Consider the following 17,428-nt stretch of genomic DNA (forward strand, 5'->3'; position numbering starts at 1 on the left):
ACTTGAGCCATGCATACACCATAGGGCATGGACATATTGCAGCTCTTGATGGTGGTCGTTGTTTTCGTTCTGGCCGGTGGTGTGAAGGGCGTCACCGGCATGGGGCTGCCTACAGTGGCTGTGAGCTTGCTCGGGCTGTGGATGCCCCCTGTGCAAGCCGCCGCACTGTTGGTCATACCCTCGCTGGCAACCAATATGGCGCAATGCCGTGGCCCTCACCTGCGCTCACTGGTATCCCGGCTGTGGCCCGGTTGGCTGGCAATCGCGATCGTGACTCTGAGCGCGCCCGGTCTGGGGGACACCGTTTCCGCACAAACGACCAAGGGCTGGCTGGGCGGGATTCTCATGGCCTATGGCATCTGGGGCTTGTGGCGACCTGAGCTGCCCGATCTTTCACTCACCAGCAAATGGCTCAGCCTGCCGACAGGCGCGGCCACTGGGTTCGTGACGGCACTCACGGCCGTCTTCGTATTGCCCTGGGTTCCCTACTTGCAGACGCTGCGGCTGGGCAAGGACGAGATGGTGCAAGCGCTGGGCCTTTCATTCACCGCGGCCACTCTGTCGCTCGCCGTGAAAGTGCAGATGTCCGCCCCTTTGGGGTTGATCTCGTCGTCTGTTGCTATTGCAGTCGGTGGAGCATTGATCGGCGCATTGAGCGGGCTCAAGCTTGGTGAGCTGCTACGTAGCCGCCTTGTCGGTCCCGTCTTCCAGAAGGCGCTTTTTATGGTGTTCCTCGGACTGGGTGCAGCCAATCTGATCCAGGCACACTGACACAGCATGAGCGGACAAAAGGAGTTGCTTGAGGCTGCTGCCTTGTTAGAGCGGGCTTACCGGCTGGCACACGTGTTGCAAGGCGAAGGTTTGCTTGAAATCGGAAGCAGACAGTTTGTTGCAGATGAGCTTGTCGAGGTGCTTGATGAAGCTCGTGTGGCGCTTTTTGCAGCCTGTGATTTGCCCAAGCCGCTCTGACTTTCTCTGAGCTGGAATGAGTCATCCACGTACCAGCAAGCGTTCGAAAGATGAAACCGCGCGACTGCTCCTGGCCTATTAATCTGGCGCAATCCATTCATGAGCCCCGTCCGAGCCGAGGCTGCCGAAGCCCTGGGCAAGCGGAGGTACGGCGCCATCGATACTCTGGAGTAAACCGCGCCGCATCAATAACAAGGCGCCCAACCCCCTCACCACTCCGCAAAACTCCCATCCCGATGCCGCCACACCGGGTTCCTCCACCGGTGCCCCTCCTGCGCCCGCTCGCGCACATAGTCTTCGTTCACCTCAATCCCTAGCCCCGGCCCGGTGGGGATGGCGACCATCCCGTCCTGGTACGCAAACACCCCAGGGTTGGACACATAGTCCATCAGGTCGTTGGCCTGGTTGTAGTGGATGCCCAGGCTTTGTTCCTGGATGAAGGCGTTGTAGCAAACCGCATCCAGCTGCAGGTTGGCCGCCAGTGCAATCGGGCCCAGCGGGCAGTGCAGGGCCAGGGCCACGTCGTAGGCCTCGGCCATGCTGGCGATCTTGCGGGTTTCGGTGATGCCGCCTGCATGCGAGGGGTCGGGCTGGATGATGTCCGCATAGCCCCCTTGCAGCACGCGCTTGAAGTCCCAGCGCGAGTACAGGCGCTCGCCCAGGGCGATGGGGGTGGATGAGATGCGGGCGATCTCCTTCAGCGCCTCTTCGTGTTCGCTCAGCACAGGCTCTTCGATGAACATGAGCTTGTAGGGCTCCAGCTCCTTGACCAGCACCTTGGCCATGGGCCGGTGCACGCGGCCGTGGAAGTCCACGCCAATCCCCACGTTCGGCCCCACGGCCTCGCGCACGGCGGCAACGTTTTGCAGGCAGCGCTCCACCTTGTCGTAGCTGTCCACGTACTGCATTTCTTCGGTGCCGTTCATCTTCACGGCGGTAAAGCCGCGTGCCACGGCGGCCTGGGCGGCGGCGGCTGTTTCGCTGGGGCGGTCGCCGCCGATCCAGCTGTAGACCTTGATGTGGCTGCGCACATTGCCGCCCAGCAGCTCGGACACGGGTACGCCCAGTGCCTTGCCCTTGATGTCCCACAGCGCCTGGTCGATGCCGGCCAGCGCGCTCATGTGCACGCCGCCGCCCCGGTAGAAGCCGCCCCGGTACAGCACCGTCCAGTGGTCTTCGATGTGGCGTGGGTCTTTGCCAACGAGGTAGTCGGCCAGTTCATCGACCGCAGCCGCCACGGTGTGCGCGCGGCCTTCCAGCACGGGCTCGCCCCAGCCGGTGATGCCTTCGTCGGTTTCGATTTTGAGGAAGCACCAGCGTGGCGGGACGATGAATGTGGTGAGTCGGGTGATCTTCATGGGGGGCTGGGCAGTCGGTTCAGAAATGCTGGGTTGTCTGGAACGAGTAGGGGGCGGTTCAGGCCGTGGCGGGCGCGGTGCCAAAGGACGCCTGCCACGCCCGCGCAAACGCTGCAGCCTTGTGCGCCACCTCGGGGGCCTGGTCACCGGGCCGGTACAGGGCCGATCCCAGGCCAAAGCCGCTGGCCCCTGCTGCCGCATAGGGGGCAATGCTCTCGGGCACGATGCCGCCCACGGGCACCAGTGCCATGGGCGGCGTGATGACGGCGCGCCAGGCCTTGAGCACATGGGGCGGCAGCGCCTCGGCCGGGAACAGCTTGAGCATGTTGGCGCCCGCTGCCAGCGCGGCATAGGCCTCGGTCAGCGTGGCCACGCCCGGCGCGCAGGCCATGCCGGCAGCGCGGGCGGCCCGGATCACATCGGGGTCGCTGTGGGGCATGACGATGATCTGCCCGCCGGCTGCCGCCACATCGGCCACGGCATCGATGGAGAGCACGGTGCCTGCGCCCACGAGGCAGTCGGCAGGCAGTGCATCGCGCAGTGCTCGGATGCTGGCCAGCGGCTCGGGCGAGTTGAGCGGCACTTCGATGATGCGAAACCCTGCGTCGTACAGCGCGTGGCCGATGGCCACCACCTCATGCGGCTGCACGCCGCGCAGGATGGCGATGAGCCCGCAGCGCTGCAGGATGTGGAACAGGGCTTTGTCGATGGGGTTCATGCAGCCAGGCTCCCGGAGGTGAAGGGGTGTGAGGAGGAGGCGGGTGCTGGCGCAACGACCAGCCCTGCCGCCAGCGCGATCTGCCACAGCCCGGTGGCCGTGGCTTGCGTGGCGATGGTGGGGGCGGCAAAGCCGTAGGTCTGCAGCGCGACGGCGTAGCGGCGGCACAGGTCGGGCTCGCCGCACAGCACCAGCGTTGGTGGTGTTGTTGGGGTTTGATCCTGTGCGCGGCTCAGGCTCGCCACCTCGTGCCCGATCAGCAGGCCCGAGAGGTAGTCCGCTTGCGCGGTAGGCGCCAGCGCGCCGGTCAGCCCCAGCGTGCGGGTGCTGAAGATGTGCGAGAGCAGTCCCAGCGCGGCATCGCTGCCCCGCGCCACCTCCAGCCCGCGCGCAAAGGCATCGTCGTCGTGGGCCGCTGCAGCCTGCATCGTCTTACCCAGAATGGTATGGCCGCGCAGCGCGGCAAACACCTCGCCGGTCATGAAGGTGTGGAACTGCTCGATGTGGCCTTGCCGTGCCAGCACCCATTTGCTGTGCGTGCCGGGCAGGCCGATGAGCATGGGCGCATCCGCAGGCAGTGCAAGGCCTGCCAGCACGCCCAGCACCTGGGTTTCTTCGCCGCGCATCACGTTGGGCAGTGCGCCCTGCTGCAACAGACCCGGCACGATGTGCAGCGGCGGGCCGTCGCGCCGCTCCACCAGCGTCAGGCCCCGCGCCAGTGCATCGAGCGAGGTGGGCGTCGGTAGGTACTTGGCCTCGCGCCAGCCCTGGGCGCTGCCTACCATGCCGCAGGCCAGCAGAGGCAGGCCGGGTGTGGCGGCCAGCCAGTCGCCGCAGGTGTCTTGCAGTGCGCGTTCAAACGCGGCGCCGGGCTCGCCGTCTGTCACGCTCGCGGTGGCGGGGGGCAGGTTCATGATGCCCCAGGGGCGGTGCCGCGTTTCCAGCACCTCGCCATGCGCGCCCATGCGGAAGGCGCGCAATGCGCTGGTGCCCCAGTCCAGGGCAATCAGGCCCGCCTCGGCAGGCACCAGATAACGTGCAGGCACCATGGGAGTCCTGCTTAACGTGCCCAGCGCAGCACGAGCGGGTCCACCCGCCGCGCGATGTCGATCAGGCCGCGGCGCACTTCGGGGTGCATGGCCGGGAAGGGATGGCGGCCTGCCTCGCAGGCGATCACGCCGCCTTCCTTCATCAGTGCCTTGGCCGTGAGGATGCCGCCCTGGCGGTTTTCGTGGTTGATGAGGGGCAACCAGCGCTGGTAGAGCGCAAACGCCTGGTCCATGTCACCCTGGCAGTGCGCCTCAATGATGGGGCGAATGCCGTCCGGGAAGGCGCCACCCGTCATCGCGCCGGTGGCGCCGGCATCGAGGTCGGCCAGCAGGGTGATGGCCTCTTCGCCGTCCCACGGGCCTTCGATGGCGGCGCCGCCCAGGCGGATCAGCTCGCGCAGCTTGCTGGCGGCGCCGGGCACTTCGATCTTGAAGTAGGCCAGGTTCTCGATCTCCTGCGCCATGCGGGCCAGGAAAGGAGCCGACAGCACGGTGCCGCTGGCGGGTGCGTCCTGCACCATGATCGGGATGCGGATCGCATCCGACACACGGGCATAGAACTCGTAAATCTGCGCCTCGGGCACGCGGAAGGTGGCACCGTGGTAAGGCGGCATGACCATCACCATGGCCGCGCCCATGTCCTGCGCGGCGCGGCTGCGCTCGGCGCACACGCGGGTGCCGTAGTGGGTGGTGGTGACGATGACGGGCACGCGGCCCGCCACATGCTCCAGCGATGTGCGGGTGAGGACTTCGCGCTCGGCGTCCGATAGCGAGAACTGCTCAGAGAAGTTGGCCAGGATGCAGACGCCATCCACACCGGCGTCAATCATGAAGTCAAGGCAGCGCTTCTGGCTGTCGAGGTCGAGGCGGCCGTCTTCATGGAACGTGGTGGGCACCACGGGGAAGATGCCGCGGTAGCGAGGGTTCTGGAGGGAATGGGTGGCGGGCATGGCGGGCATGGGCAAAAAAATTGAGTGAAATGAGGCTCTGTCGCCTGTCCATTAATCTCTGATTGCTATAAAATGTGTAGCATTCTTCTGTGGCTGACGCGGCAAAGGTGCGAAGCGACTTCGGGGGCGTCCTTCAATGAGAGTGACGCGGGACCGCCGCACCTCGGCAACCCACCAGAAAGTCAAAGTCGCAGCCATCGTCGGCCTGCAGTACGTGGTCCACATACAGCCGCTGGTAGCCGCCGCGTCCGCCGTTGTCCGCGCCAGCCAATGCGGCCAGGCGTGCTGCCAGTTCCTCGTCGCTGATGTCCAGATGCAGGCGGCCGTTCTCGCAGTCCAGCTCAATGAAGTCGCCATCGCGCACAGCAGCCAGCGGGCCACCGGCTGCCGCCTCGGGCGCCACGTGCAGCACCACGGTGCCGTAGGCGGTGCCGCTCATGCGCGCGTCGGAGATGCGCACCATGTCCTTGACGCCCTGGCGCAGCAGCTTCGGGGGCAGGCCCATGTTGCCCACCTCGGCCATGCCGGGGTAGCCCTTGGGGCCGCAGTTCTTGAGCACCATCACGCAGCTGGCGTCGATGTCCAGGTTTTCATCGACGATGCGCTCCTTGTAGTGCTCCAGGTTCTCGAACACCACGGCGCGGCCCCGGTGCTTGAGCAGTTCGGGCGAGGCGGCGGAGGGCTTGAGCACCGCGCCACGCGGCGCCAGGTTGCCGCGCAGGATGCAGATGCCACCGTCGGCAATCAGCGGGTTGTTGATCGGGCGGATCACCTCGTCGTTGTACTGCGGGGCTTCGCGCACGTTGTCCCACAGGCTCTTGCCGTTGACGGTGAGTGCGTTGGGGTGGGGCAGCAGGCCGTTCTCGCCCAGGCGGCGCAGCACGGCGGGCAGGCCGCCCGCGTAGTAGAACTCTTCCATCAGGAAGCGGCCCGAGGGCTGCAGGTCCACCAGCGTGGGCGTGCCACGGCCAATGCGCGTCCAGTCCTCCAGGTCCAGCTGCACACCGATGCGGCCCGCGATGGCCTTCAGGTGGATGACCGCGTTGGTGGAGCCACCGATGGCGGCGTTGGTGCGGATGGCGTTCTCGAAGGCTTCGCGCGTGAGGATCTTGGAGAGCGTGAGCCCTTCGTGTGCCATTTCCACGATCCGTTTGCCCGACATGTGGGCCAGCACATACCGGCGCGAGTCCACCGCCGGTATGGCTGCGTTGTGCGGCAGCGAAGTGCCCAGCGATTCGGCCATGCAGGCCATGGTGCTGGCCGTGCCCATGGTGTTGCAGGTGCCGGCAGAGCGGGACATGCCGGCCTCGGCCGCGAAGAACTGGTGCTCGTTGATCTCGCCGGCTTTGAGTGACTCGTGCAGGCGCCACACGGCCGTACCCGAGCCGATGTCCTTGCCGTCGAGCTTGCCGTTGAGCATGGGCCCGCCCGTGACCACGATGGCGGGCACATCGCAGCTGGCCGCGCCCATCAGCAGGGCCGGTGTGGTCTTGTCGCAGCCCACCAGCAGCACCACCGCGTCGATGGGGTTGCCGCGAATGGCCTCTTCCACATCCATGCTGGCCAGGTTGCGCGTGAGCATGGCCGTGGGGCGCAGGTTGGATTCGCCGTTGGAGAACACCGGGAATTCGACGGGGAAGCCACCCGCCTCGTAGATGCCGCGCTTCACATGCTCGGCGATCTTGCGAAAGTGTGCGTTGCACGGGGTCAGCTCGGACCAGGTGTTGCAGATGCCGATCACGGGGCGGCCGTCAAACGCGTGGTCGGGGATGCCCTGGTTCTTCATCCAGCTGCGGTACATGAAGCCGTTTTTGTCGGCCGTGCCGAACCATTCGGCGGAGCGGAGTTTGCGCTTGGGGGTGGTCATGGTGGGGTGCGAGAGAAAGAGGAGAAATGAAGGGTCAACGGGCCTTGCCCGAGCGGCGCGAAAGCAGCCGCTGCAGCAGGCAGAAAACGAACAGCAGCACACCAACGACGATGCGTGTCCACCAGGAGCTGAGCGTGCCGTCGAAGGAAATCAGGGTCTGGATGATTCCGAGCATGAGCACGCCAAACAGCGTGCCCGCCACATAGCCCACGCCACCCGTGAGCAGCGTGCCGCCAATGACCACGGCGGCAATTGCGTCCAGTTCCATGCCCACGGCATGCAGGCCGTAGCCCGACAGCATGTAGAACGTGAACACCACGCCCGCGAGCGCCGAGCAAAAACCCGAGAGCGTGTACACGCCAATGAGCGTGCGGCGCACCGGCAGGCCCATGAGCACGGCCGAGTGCTCGCTGCCGCCCACCGCATACACGCTGCGGCCAAACGGCGTGCAGTGCGCCAAAAACAGGGCCACCAGCAGCACGGCGATGGCAATGAGCGCGCCCAGCGATAGGGACGCGCCTTCCCACAGCGGCAAGCGCCACTGGGCCAGCTCGGAGTAGCCCTCGTGGGTGATGCTGATGGAATCGATGCTGATCAGGTAGCACAGCCCCCGCGCCAGGAACATGCCTGCCAGCGTGACGATGAAGGGCTGCAGCCGAAAGCGCTCGATGAGGAAACCCATGAACGCGCCAAATGCCGTGCCCATCAGCAGCACCAGCGGGATGGCGACCATGGGGTTCCACCCCCGGTGCTCCACCAACGCGGCCAGCACCATGGTGGTCAGCGCCACCACCGAGCCCACAGAGAGGTCGATGCCGCCGGACAGGATCACAAACGTCATGCCCACCGCCACGATGATGAGGAAGGCGTTGTCGATCAGCAGGTTGAGGAACACCTGGGCCGAGAAGAACCCGGTGTACAGCACCGAGCCCAGCGTGGCCATGGCCACGAACAGCGAGATGGTGGCTGCCAGCGGCAGGTACTTGGGGTTGAACCGCGCGCGCGCGGCGGCGGCCTGTGGGGCAGGGTGGTTCACCGTGCCGAAGCCTGCGGTTTTGGGCACGGCGCTCATTGCAAAGCTCCCGCGCCGGGGCGGCGTGCCAGGGCACCAACTTGCGCCCGGAATTCGGGCGACTGCAGCAGCATCACGATGAACACCACCACGGCCTTCACCACCAGGTTGATCTCGGGCGGCACGCCCAGCGAGTAGATGGCGTAGGTCAGCGTCTGGATGATGAGTGCGCCAATCACGCTGCCCACCAGGCTGAAGCGGCCGCCGGTGAGGGCGGTGCCACCCAGCGTGACGGCCAGGATGGCGTCCAGCTCCAGCAGCTGTCCAGCGTTGTTGCCATCCGCGCTCTTCACGTTGGAGCTGATCAGCAGCCCCGCAATGCCCGCGCACACTCCGCAGAACATATAGGCTGCCACGATAAGCCGCCCCGCCTGCACACCCGCCACCCGCGCCGCCGTGGGGTTGATGCCCACTGCCTGGATGAACAGGCCCAGCGCCGTACGCGTGATGGCGAGGTACAGCACCACGAAGACTGCGGCCACTACGAACACAGAGAACGGCAGCCCTGCCAGGTACCCACCGCCCATGAAGAAGTAGGGCGTGTAGTAGATGGTGATGATCTGCCCGTCGGTGATGAGCTGGGCAATGCCCCGGCCCGCCACCATGAGGATCAGCGTGGCAATGATGGGCTGCATGCCCACCTTGGCAACCAGCACGCCATTCCACAGCCCGCACAGCAGCGCCACGCCAATGGCGCCCAGAATGGCGACCGGGAGCGGAAACCGGCTTTCGGTGCCTGACACCGAGCCGCCAATCAGCCACGCGGCCACTGCCGCTGCAATGGCCACCGTCGCACCCACCGAGATATCGATGCCACGTGTGGCGATCACCAGCGTCATGCCCAGCGACACCAGCACCAAAGGTGCGGCGCGGTTCAGGATGTCGATGAGGCTGCCGTACAGGTGTCCGTCGCGCCATTCGATGTGCAGGAAGCTGCTGTTGAACACCGTGTTCACGATGAGCAGCAGTGCCAGCGTGATCAGGGGCCAGGCCAGACGGTGGCGCAGCAGGGCCACCAGAAGGGAGGGGGAACGTTCAGACATGTTCGGCAGCAATCAGGTCGTAGACGGCGTCTTCGCTGCTGCCTGCGGGCAGCTCACCCACCTTGTGGCGGTCGCGGAGCACCACGATGCGGTGCGCCACGCGCACCACCTCGCTCATTTCGGAAGAGATGAACAGCACAGCCATACCCGCCTGGGCCAGGCGCAGGATCTGGTCCATGATTTCCTGCTTGGCGGCCACGTCGATGCCGCGCGTGGGTTCGTCCAGGATGAGCAGGCGCGGTTCGATGGCCATCCAGCGCGCGAGGATGGCCTTTTGCTGGTTGCCACCCGAGAGCAAGCCGATGGGCTTGTCCACCGTCTCGGTCTTGATGCCCAGCAGCTTTACATAGCGCTCGGCCAGCGCCGTCTGCTCAGCGCGCGAGAGGAACTTGCCCACACCCATGCGCGCCTGCAGCGCCAGCGCAATGTTTTCGCGCACTGAGAGCTCGGCCACGATGCCGTCGGTCTTGCGCTCCTCGGGGCACAGGGCCAGGCCGTGGCGGATCGCGTCCATGGGGTTGGCAAACTTCACCACCTGCCCGTCGATGCGCAGCGCGCCCCGATCAGGCTGCTCCAGGCCAAATAGCAGGCGCGCCAGCTCGGTGCGGCCCGAGCCCAGCAGCCCGGCCAGGCCCACCACCTCGCCGGCACGGATCTGCAGGTCCAGCGGCTGCAGTTGCGTGTCTTGCCCCAGGCCCTCGGTTTGCAGCAGCGTGGCTTGACGGCTGTCCACGGTGGGCGCTGGTGCGGGTTGCTCCGACGCTGCGGCCAGGTCGCGCCCCAGCATGGCCGCGATCAGTGCCTGTGGGCCCAGGTCCTGCGCGCGCCACTCGCCCACCCAGCTGCCGTTGCGCAGCACGGTGATGCGGTCGGACACGGCATACACCTGGTTCAGGAAATGCGTCACAAAGACGATGGACAGCCCCTCGCTGCGCAGGCGCCGCAGCACCTCGAAGAGCTTTTGCACCTCGTCGTCGTCCAGGCTGGAGGTGGGTTCGTCCAGGATCAGCACACGCGACTCGATGCTGAGTGCCCGTGCAATCGCCACCAGCTGTTGCACGGCCACCGGGTAGTCCGACAGCAGGCGCGTCACGTCGATCTGCAGGCCGATGCGCGCCACCAGATCGCGGGCGCGCTGGTGCAGCGTGGCCCAGTCGATGCGAAAGCCCTGCGCGATACCGCAGCGCGGGTAGCGGCCCGCAAAGATGTTCTCGGCCACCGAGAGGTTGGGGCAGAGGTTGACCTCTTGGTACACGGTGCTGATGCCCAGGCGCTGAGCCGCCAGCGGCGAATCGGGCCACACGGCTTCACCGCCCAGCCGCATCTGCCCGCCGCTGGCTTCCAGAACGCCCGTCAGCACCTTGATCAGCGTGGACTTGCCCGCACCGTTTTGCCCCATCAGCGCATGGATCTCGCCGGGGTAGAGGTTGAGCTGCACATCGCGCAGCACGGGGATGCCCGCAAACTGCTTGTGGATGCCCGAAAGCTGCAGCACCGGAGCTGCGGCTGGGGCGTGAGCGGTGGACGCGTCCATGGGGGCCATCACGCTTTGTTCTTGTTGTAAACGTCCACGAGCACGGCGGCCAGCAGCACGACGCCCTTGATGACCTGCTGGTAGTCGATGCCGATGCCCAGGATGGACATCCCGTTGTTCATCACGCCCATCACAAAGGCGCCGATGACCGCGCCCATCACCTTGCCCACGCCGCCCGATGCCGATGCGCCGCCGATGAAGCAGGCTGCAATCACGTCCAGCTCAAAGCCCAGCCCCGCCTTGGGCGTGGCGGTGTTGAGCCGCGCCGCAAACACCAGACCAGCCAGGGCCGCCAGCATGCCCATGTTGATGAAGGCGTAGAGCGTGAGCCGCTCCGTCTTGATGCCCGAGAGCTTGGCCGCCTTCTCGTTGCCGCCCATGGCGTAGATGCGGCGGCCGATGGTGGTGCGGCTGGTGACAAAGTCGAACAGCACGATCAGCAGCGCCATCACGATGAGCACATTGGGCAGGCCCTTGTACGAAGCCAGCAGGTAGCTGAAGTACACCAGCAACCCGCCAAACACCACGGTGCGCGCGACGAACAGGCCCGCAGGCTCTGTCTGCACGCCATGGCGCAGGCGGTTGGTGCGCTGGCGCAGTCCGCCCACGGCCAGGGCTGCGGCTACGGCCGCGCCCAGCAGCAGCGAGGTCAGGCGCAGGCCTTCCACGCTGAACAGGTCGGGGATGAAGCCCGAGCTGAGCATCTGGAACGCCGAGGGGAACGGCCCCACCGACTGACCCGCCAGCAGCGCTAGCGCCAGGCCCTTGAACACCAGCATGCCCGCCAACGTGACGATGAACGAGGGGATGCGCGAGAAGGCCACAAACCCGCCTTGAATGGCGCCGATGAGCCCGCCGCACAGCAGGCACACCAGCGTGGCAGGCACGAAGTGCCAGTTGTATTCGACCATCAGCACCGCTGCCAGCGCGCCGATGAAGCCACACACCGAGCCCACCGACAGGTCGATGTGCCCGGCCACGATGACCAGCAGCATGCCCAGCGCCATGATGACGATGTAGCTGTTCTGCAGCACCAGGTTGGTCAGGTTCAAGGGCTGCATCAGCGTGCCCTCGGTCATGTACTGGAAGAAGCCCATGATGGCCACCAGCGTGATCAACATGCCGTATTCGCGCAGGTTGTGCTGCAGGTGCTGCAACAGCGATTTGTCGTGCCGCGCCGCTGCTGTCGGGTTGCCGTCGGCCAGCGTGCTGGCGGGGGGATGGGTGGTCTGGCTCATTTCGGTCATCAGTTCAATGCGTTGTGCGGTTCATCAGGCGCTGAAGAGGGGCGCTGCAGCTACGCGCGGCCGCCGTGCAAGGGCCGCCCCGCCGCACGGGCGGCGTCCCCCTTGGGGGGGATGGCGCGAAGCGCCTCAGGGGGGGCACTCACGATGGCTCGCATGATCTTTTCTTGCGAGGCGTCTGAAGTTGGCATCTCGGCCACAAAGCGGCCTTCGTTCATCACATAGATGCGGTCCGTGATGCCCAGCAGCTCAGGCATTTCGGAGGAGATCACGATCACGCATTTGCCCTCGGCCGCCAGCTGGGCGATGAGGGTGTAGATCTCGTACTTGGCGCCCACGTCGATGCCGCGCGTGGGCTCGTCGAGGATGAGCACTTCGGGGCTGGTGAACAGCCATTTGCTCAGCACCACTTTTTGCTGGTTGCCGCCCGACAGGTTCAGCGTCTTCTGGTCCACGCCCGAGCAGCGGATGCGCAGCTTCTCGCGGTAGTCCTGTGCCACGCGGTGTTCCTGCCCGCTGTCGATCACGCTGGCGAACGACACGCCCGGCAGGTTGGCCAGCGAGGTGTTGAACTGGATGTCTTCGTTCAGCACCAGGCCATTGCCCTTGCGGTCTTCGGTCACATAGGCCAGGCCGTGGCGCACGGCCTTTTCCACCGTGCTCACGTCGATGGGCTGCCCGTGCAGCCGCACTTCGCCGCTGATGCGCTGGCCCCACGAGCGGCCGAAGATGCTCATGGCCAGCTCGGTGCGGCCTGCGCCCATCAGGCCCGCAATGCCCACAATCTCGCCGCGCCGCACATTCAGGTCGATGCCCTTGAGGTGCTCGCGGTCGCTGCGCTGCGGGTGGTGGGCGCGCCAGTTGCGCACCTCAAAAACAATGTCGCCCACTTGTGGCTGGCGCTGGGGGTAGCGGTCGCTCATCTCGCGGCCCACCATGGCCTGGATCACGCGGTCTTCGCTCACCGCGCCTTCGCGGCAGTCCAGCATCTGCACGGTGCTGCCGTCGCGCAGCACGGTGATGGCATCGGCCACGCGCGAGATCTCGTTGAGCTTGTGCGAGATCAGGATGCAGGTGATGCCCTGGGCTTTCAGCTCCAGCAGCAGGTCCAGCAGGGCCTGGCTGTCGTTCTCGTTGAGGCTCGCGGTGGGCTCGTCCAGGATCAGCAGGCGCACCTTGCGCGACAGCGCCTTGGCAATTTCCACCAGCTGCTGCTTTCCCACACCCAGCTGGCCCACGGGCGTGTCGGGCGACTCGCTCAGGCCCACCTTGTGCAGCAGCGCTTGGGCCCGGCTGTGCGCAGCCATCCAGTCGATGACGCCGTGCCGCGCGGTTTCGTTGCCGAGGAAGATGTTCTCGGCAATCGACAGCAGTGGCACCAGCGCCAGCTCCTGGTGAATGATGATGATGCCCAGGTGCTCGCTGTCGCGGATGCCCGCAAACTCGCGCTCCTGCCCATCGAACAGGATCTGGCCGCTGTAGCTGCCGTGTGGGTACACACCCGACAGCACCTTCATCAGCGTGGATTTGCCCGCCCCGTTTTCGCCGACGATGGCATGGATCTCCCCGGCCTGCACCTGCAGGTTGACCTGATTTAGCGCTACCACGCCGGGAAAGGTTTTGCGGATGTTCCGCATTTCAAGAAGCATGGTCTCTCAGTCTGTTGGTGGGGCCTCTGGCCCCATCCCGGTTGCTGGCCGCCTGCGCTGCCCCAGAGGCATTCGCAGGCGGCGGCTTTAGATGCAGAAGCCGCTCGCGCTCACTTGATCTGAGACTCTTTGTAGTAGCCACTGCCGACCAGCACCGTGTTCCAGTTGGATACGTCCACCGACACGGGCTTGAGCAGGTACGAGGGCACCACCTTCACGCCGTTGTTGTAGGTCTTGGTGTCGTTGATCTCGGGCTGCTTGCCTGTCAGCACGGCGTCCACCATGTTGGCGGCCACCTTGGCCAGCTCGCGGGTGTCCTTGAACACGGTGGAAGACTGCTCGCCCTTGAGGATGGACTTGATGGAAGGCACCTCAGCGTCCTGGCCGCTGACCACGGGGCAGGGCTGCTGGGCAGTGCAGTAGCCCACGCCCTTGAGGGAGGACAGGATGCCGATGGAGATGCCGTCATAGGGCGACAGCACCGCATGCACTTTGTCCTTGCCGTAGTAGGCCGACAGCAGGTTGTCCATGCGCGCCTGGGCCACCGAGCCATCCCAGCGCAGCGTGCCCACCTTGTTCATGCCGGTCTGCTTGCTGCGCACCACCAGCTTGCCGCTGTCGATGTAGGGCTGCAGCACGCTCATGGCGCCGTCGTAGAAGAAGAAGGCGTTGTTGTCGTCCGGCGAGCCGCCGAACAGTTCAATGTTGAACGGGCCCTTGCCTTGCTTGAGGCCCAGCTTGTCCACGATGGAGGTGGCCTGCAGCACGCCGACCTGGAAGTTGTCGAACGTGGCGTAGTAGTCCACGTTCTTCGAGCCCTTGATGAGACGGTCGTACGCAATGACCTTCACGCCCTTGTCGGCCGCGTTTTGCAGCGCCTTGGACAGCGTGGTGCCGTCAATCGACGCGATCACCAGCACCTTGGCACCCTTGGTGATCATGTTCTCGATCTGCGCGAGCTGGTTGGGGATGTCGTCTTCGGCGTACTGCAGGTCGGTCTTGTAGCCCCGGTCCTTGAGCACCTTGACCATGTTGTCGCCATCGGCAATCCAGCGCGCCGAGGACTTGGTGGGCATCGAGATGCCGATGGTGCCCTTGTCCTGGGCCGATGCCACGGACGTGGCGCCCATGGCAGCCAAGGCCACGGTGGCCAACACGGCCTTGAAAATTGCACGCTTCATTTGAGTCTGTCTCCTGATGTTGTTTTGATTTGATTGACGCTTGGATATGCAACGGCCTTGCGAAACTGTCGCTGCCCAATTCCAGTGCCAACGCGCAAGGGCGGCCCCGCCGCGCCGGTGGCGTCCCCCTTCCCGCATCGCAAAGCGATGCGAGAGAAAGGGGGAAGGCGCGCAGCGCCTCAGGGGGTTAATACTTCCTGTTCGGCATTTCCTTCGCCGCCACTTCCATCGGGAAGATGCCTTCTTCCGTCACGATGCGCTTGGGCACCGCCTTGCCAGCCTTGATGTCCTTGACAGCGCTCATCAGCTGCGGGCCCAGCAGGGGGCTGCATTCCACGCTCACGTTGAGCTTGCCGGCGATCATGGCTTCGAAGGCGCCCTTCACCGCGTCGATGGAGATGATCACGATGTCCTTGGCGGGCTTCATGCCGGCCTCTTCGATGGCCTGGATGGCGCCGATCGCCATGTCGTCGTTGTGCGCGTAGAGCACGTTGATCTTCTTGCCCTCGGCCTTCAGGAAGGCTTCCATCACTTCCTTGCCCTTTGCGCGGGTGAAGTCGCCGGTCTGGCTGCGGATGATCTTGAACTTGGCGTCGGCCTTGATGATTTCCTCAAAGCCCTTCTTGCGGTCGATGGCAGGGGCGGAGCCCACGGTGCCTTGCAGCTCGACGATGTTGACCTCGCCCTTCTGGTCCTTCATCTTCTCCACCAGCCAGCGGCCGGCCTTGCGGCCTTCTTCCACAAAGTCCGAGCCCATGAAGGTCACGTAGAGCGACGTGTCCTTGGTGTTCACCGCGCGGTCGGTCAGCACCACGGGGATCTTGGCGGCCTTGGCCTCGCGCAGCACGGGCTCCCAGCCGGATTCCACGACGGGCGAGAACGCGATCACATCCACCTTCTGCGCGATGAACGAGCGGATGGCCTTGATCTGGTTCTCTTGCTTTTGCTGCGCGTCCGAGAACTTCAGCTCGATGCCCGCCTCCTTGGCGGCCGACTTGATGGACTCGGTGTTGGCGGTGCGCCATTCGCTCTCGGCCCCCACCTGGCTGAAGCCCAGCACGAGGGGCTTTTGCGCCCAGGCGGCGCCGGGCAGCAAGGCGGCCACGGGCACGCTGGCCAAGGCGGCAGCAACGGTGCGGCGGTTCATTTTCATCATCTTGTCTCCTGTCTTTAATGGTTGGTTGACGATGGTTGCGGGATTGAAAGAAGGAACGCTCGAAAAGGGCAGGGCTCAAGCCAGCATGTAGCCCGTCTTGACCGTGGTGTAGAACTCAGCGGCGTAGCGCCCCTGCTCGCGGGCGCCGTAGCTCGATTCCTTGCGGCCGCCAAAAGGCACATGGAAGTCCACACCCGCCGTGGGCAGGTTCACCATGGTCATGCCCACGGCAGCGTGGCGCTTGAAGTGCATGGCGCGCTTGAGCGATGTGGTGCAGATGCCCGCACACAGGCCAAAGGGCGTGTCGTTGGCCAAGGCCAGCGCGTGGTCGTAGTCGTCGGCCCGCAGCACGCAGGCCACGGGGCCAAAGATTTCCTCGCGCGCCACGCGGTGCTCGGGCCGGGCCAGGAAGAGGGCGGGGCTCATGTAATGGCCTGGGGTGGGGCGCTCCAGGCGCTCGCCACCCCAGACATGCTCCGCCCCCTCATTGCGCGCAATGTCGATGTAGCCCAGGTTCTGCGCCAGTTGGTTGTCGTCCACCACCGGGCCCATCTCGGTGCCGCGCTCCAGCGCATGGCCCACCTTCAGGCTGGCCAGCCGGTTGCGCAGGCGCGCCACAAAGGCGTCGTGCACCTCGGCCTCCACGATGAGGCGGCTCGATGCGGTGCAGCGCTGGCCGGTAGAGAAGTACGAGCCCTGCAGCGCGCAGTCCACCGCCTGGTCCAGGTCGGCGTCGGCCAGCACGATGAGCGGGTTCTTGCCGCCCATCTCCAGCTGCACCTTGGCGCGGCGCTGGCTGGCGGCGCGCAGGATGCGGTCGCCCGTGGCGACTGATCCGGTGAAGCTCAGCGCGTTGACCAGCGGGTGGTCCACCAGCGTCTGGCCCACCTCGCGGCCGCTGCCCATGACGAGGTTGAAGGCACCGGCGGGCAGGCCGCTGCGGCTGATGATTTCGGCCAGCGCCCAGCCACAGGCGGGCACCAGCTCGGCGGGCTTGAACACCACGGTGTTTCCGTAGGCCAGGGCCGGGGCGATCTTCCAGGCCGGGATGGCGAACGGGAAGTTCCACGGCGCGATGATGCCCACCACGCCCACGGGCTCGCGGGTCACGTCCACCTGCACGCCCTGGCGCACGGAGGCCAGCAGCTCGCCCTGGATGCGCAGCGCCTCGCCCGCAAAAAACTTGAAGATCTGCCCGCTGCGCGCCACCTCAGCGATGCCTTCGGGCAGCGTCTTGCCTTCTTCACGGGCCAGCAGTGCGCCCAGCTCGTCCTTGCGTGCCAGCAGCTCGCTGCCGATCATGTCCAGCACGTCGGCGCGGCGTTGGGGTGTGCTCTGGCTCCAGGTGGGCAGGGCGTCGGCCGCAGCGCGCACGGCCAGCTCGGTCTGGTTGCGGTCGGCGCGGGCGTATTCGGCCACCACCTCGCGGGTGTCCGACGGGTTGGTGCTGATGCCGGTGGTGGTGCCGATTTCCCACCGGCCGTTGATCAGGTGCCGGGGGCTGAGCTGGAGGTCGCCGAGCTTCATGGAGAGAGGCCTTTGTTGCAGTTGCGGCGAAGTCTATGGAAGGTTTAGATATCAATCCAATCGTTTTTTAGACAAAATACATATCGTTCTTTGCATTCTGGAAAACCCCTC

General features: G+C 65.5%; 15 protein-coding genes. 2 read left to right on the forward strand and 13 right to left on the reverse strand.

Features of this window, described 5'->3' with window-relative positions; translation table 11 throughout:
• Positions 1–27 precede the first annotated feature (27 nt).
• Together ACT89O_RS11405 and ACT89O_RS11410 are read left to right on the forward strand one after the other, a co-directional pair.
• Positions 28–771 (forward strand): sulfite exporter TauE/SafE family protein, encoded by a 744-nt coding sequence (locus ACT89O_RS11405; RefSeq protein WP_487262692.1) that lies wholly within the window; start codon positions 28–30, stop codon positions 769–771.
• Between the two features lie 6 nt (positions 772–777).
• Entirely contained in the window at positions 778–969 is a 192-nt protein-coding gene (locus ACT89O_RS11410; protein ID WP_110958933.1) for a hypothetical protein, read from the forward strand.
• Between the two features lie 209 nt (positions 970–1,178).
• Here the strand turns inward: ACT89O_RS11410 and dgoD are convergent, their stop codons facing one another.
• The 13 genes from dgoD to ACT89O_RS11475 form a co-directional block, all read right to left on the reverse strand.
• Positions 1,179–2,327: a galactonate dehydratase gene (gene dgoD, locus ACT89O_RS11415; RefSeq protein ID WP_487262693.1), complete on the reverse strand. Its 1,149-nt coding sequence runs from the start codon at positions 2,325–2,327 to the stop codon at positions 1,179–1,181.
• 58 nt (positions 2,328–2,385) lie between these two features.
• Positions 2,386–3,045 carry a 2-dehydro-3-deoxy-6-phosphogalactonate aldolase gene (locus tag ACT89O_RS11420; protein ID WP_116749616.1) on the reverse strand — a complete coding sequence of 220 codons (660 nt, stop codon included), beginning with the start codon at positions 3,043–3,045 and terminating at the stop codon, positions 2,386–2,388.
• Positions 3,042–4,094 (reverse strand): 2-dehydro-3-deoxygalactonokinase, encoded by a 1,053-nt coding sequence (locus ACT89O_RS11425; RefSeq protein WP_487262694.1) that lies wholly within the window; start codon positions 4,092–4,094, stop codon positions 3,042–3,044. The genes ACT89O_RS11420 and ACT89O_RS11425 overlap by 4 nt, the downstream gene beginning before the upstream one ends.
• Positions 4,095–4,105: 11 nt before the next feature.
• Entirely contained in the window at positions 4,106–5,044 is a 939-nt protein-coding gene (locus tag ACT89O_RS11430) for a dihydrodipicolinate synthase family protein (protein WP_487262849.1), read from the reverse strand.
• A gap of 133 nt (positions 5,045–5,177) precedes the next feature.
• Entirely contained in the window at positions 5,178–6,911 is a 1,734-nt protein-coding gene (locus tag ACT89O_RS11435; RefSeq protein ID WP_487262695.1) for an IlvD/Edd family dehydratase, read from the reverse strand.
• 34 nt (positions 6,912–6,945) lie between these two features.
• Positions 6,946–7,983, reverse strand: coding sequence for a galactofuranose ABC transporter, permease protein YjfF (gene yjfF / locus ACT89O_RS11440; RefSeq protein ID WP_487262696.1), 1,038 nt, complete (start codon positions 7,981–7,983; stop codon positions 6,946–6,948).
• On the reverse strand, positions 7,980–9,026 hold the full coding sequence (locus ACT89O_RS11445; RefSeq protein ID WP_487262697.1) for an ABC transporter permease: 1,047 nt from the start codon (positions 9,024–9,026) through the stop codon (positions 7,980–7,982). The genes yjfF and ACT89O_RS11445 overlap by 4 nt, the downstream gene beginning before the upstream one ends.
• Positions 9,019–10,569, reverse strand: a complete 1,551-nt coding sequence (locus tag ACT89O_RS11450; RefSeq protein ID WP_487262698.1) for a sugar ABC transporter ATP-binding protein — start codon at positions 10,567–10,569, stop codon at positions 9,019–9,021. The genes ACT89O_RS11445 and ACT89O_RS11450 overlap by 8 nt, the downstream gene beginning before the upstream one ends.
• Positions 10,569–11,798, reverse strand: coding sequence for a multiple monosaccharide ABC transporter permease (gene mmsB, locus ACT89O_RS11455; RefSeq protein WP_487262699.1), 1,230 nt, complete (start codon positions 11,796–11,798; stop codon positions 10,569–10,571). Before mmsB ends, ACT89O_RS11450 begins: the two co-directional genes overlap by 1 nt.
• Before the next feature lie 59 nt (positions 11,799–11,857).
• Positions 11,858–13,453, reverse strand: coding sequence for a multiple monosaccharide ABC transporter ATP-binding protein (mmsA, locus tag ACT89O_RS11460; RefSeq protein ID WP_487262700.1), 1,596 nt, complete (start codon positions 13,451–13,453; stop codon positions 11,858–11,860).
• 110 nt (positions 13,454–13,563) lie between these two features.
• Complete coding sequence (gene chvE, locus ACT89O_RS11465; protein WP_487262701.1) at positions 13,564–14,634, reverse strand: multiple monosaccharide ABC transporter substrate-binding protein; 1,071 nt, start codon at positions 14,632–14,634, stop codon at positions 13,564–13,566.
• A 187-nt stretch (positions 14,635–14,821) separates the two neighbouring features.
• Entirely contained in the window at positions 14,822–15,787 is a 966-nt protein-coding gene (locus ACT89O_RS11470) for an ABC transporter substrate-binding protein (RefSeq protein ID WP_487262702.1), read from the reverse strand.
• 78 nt (positions 15,788–15,865) lie between these two features.
• Complete coding sequence (locus tag ACT89O_RS11475; RefSeq protein WP_487262703.1) at positions 15,866–17,317, reverse strand: aldehyde dehydrogenase family protein; 1,452 nt, start codon at positions 17,315–17,317, stop codon at positions 15,866–15,868.
• Positions 17,318–17,428: the final 111 nt, after the last annotated feature.

The organism is Acidovorax sp. NN32 (assembly GCF_057597245.1).

Excerpts from the sequence above, each read along its gene's own strand:
- mmsA (WP_487262700.1), bottom strand. The coding sequence starts at position 13,453 with ATGCTTCTTGAAATGCGGAACATCCGCAAAACCTTTCCCGGCGTGGTA.
- ACT89O_RS11410 (WP_110958933.1), top strand. The coding sequence starts at position 778 with ATGAGCGGACAAAAGGAGTTGCTTGAGGCTGCTGCCTTGTTAGAGCGG.
- ACT89O_RS11450 (WP_487262698.1), bottom strand. The coding sequence starts at position 10,569 with ATGGCCCCCATGGACGCGTCCACCGCTCACGCCCCAGCCGCAGCTCCG.
- dgoD (WP_487262693.1), bottom strand. The coding sequence starts at position 2,327 with ATGAAGATCACCCGACTCACCACATTCATCGTCCCGCCACGCTGGTGC.
- ACT89O_RS11475 (WP_487262703.1), bottom strand. The coding sequence starts at position 17,317 with ATGAAGCTCGGCGACCTCCAGCTCAGCCCCCGGCACCTGATCAACGGC.
- mmsB (WP_487262699.1), bottom strand. The coding sequence starts at position 11,798 with ATGAGCCAGACCACCCATCCCCCCGCCAGCACGCTGGCCGACGGCAAC.
- ACT89O_RS11430 (WP_487262849.1), bottom strand. The coding sequence starts at position 5,044 with ATGCCCGCCACCCATTCCCTCCAGAACCCTCGCTACCGCGGCATCTTC.
- ACT89O_RS11425 (WP_487262694.1), bottom strand. The coding sequence starts at position 4,094 with ATGGTGCCTGCACGTTATCTGGTGCCTGCCGAGGCGGGCCTGATTGCC.
- ACT89O_RS11445 (WP_487262697.1), bottom strand. The coding sequence starts at position 9,026 with ATGTCTGAACGTTCCCCCTCCCTTCTGGTGGCCCTGCTGCGCCACCGT.
- ACT89O_RS11405 (WP_487262692.1), top strand. The coding sequence starts at position 28 with ATGGACATATTGCAGCTCTTGATGGTGGTCGTTGTTTTCGTTCTGGCC.
- chvE (WP_487262701.1), bottom strand. The coding sequence starts at position 14,634 with ATGAAGCGTGCAATTTTCAAGGCCGTGTTGGCCACCGTGGCCTTGGCT.
- ACT89O_RS11470 (WP_487262702.1), bottom strand. The coding sequence starts at position 15,787 with ATGAAAATGAACCGCCGCACCGTTGCTGCCGCCTTGGCCAGCGTGCCC.
- ACT89O_RS11420 (WP_116749616.1), bottom strand. The coding sequence starts at position 3,045 with ATGAACCCCATCGACAAAGCCCTGTTCCACATCCTGCAGCGCTGCGGG.
- yjfF (WP_487262696.1), bottom strand. The coding sequence starts at position 7,983 with ATGAGCGCCGTGCCCAAAACCGCAGGCTTCGGCACGGTGAACCACCCT.
- ACT89O_RS11435 (WP_487262695.1), bottom strand. The coding sequence starts at position 6,911 with ATGACCACCCCCAAGCGCAAACTCCGCTCCGCCGAATGGTTCGGCACG.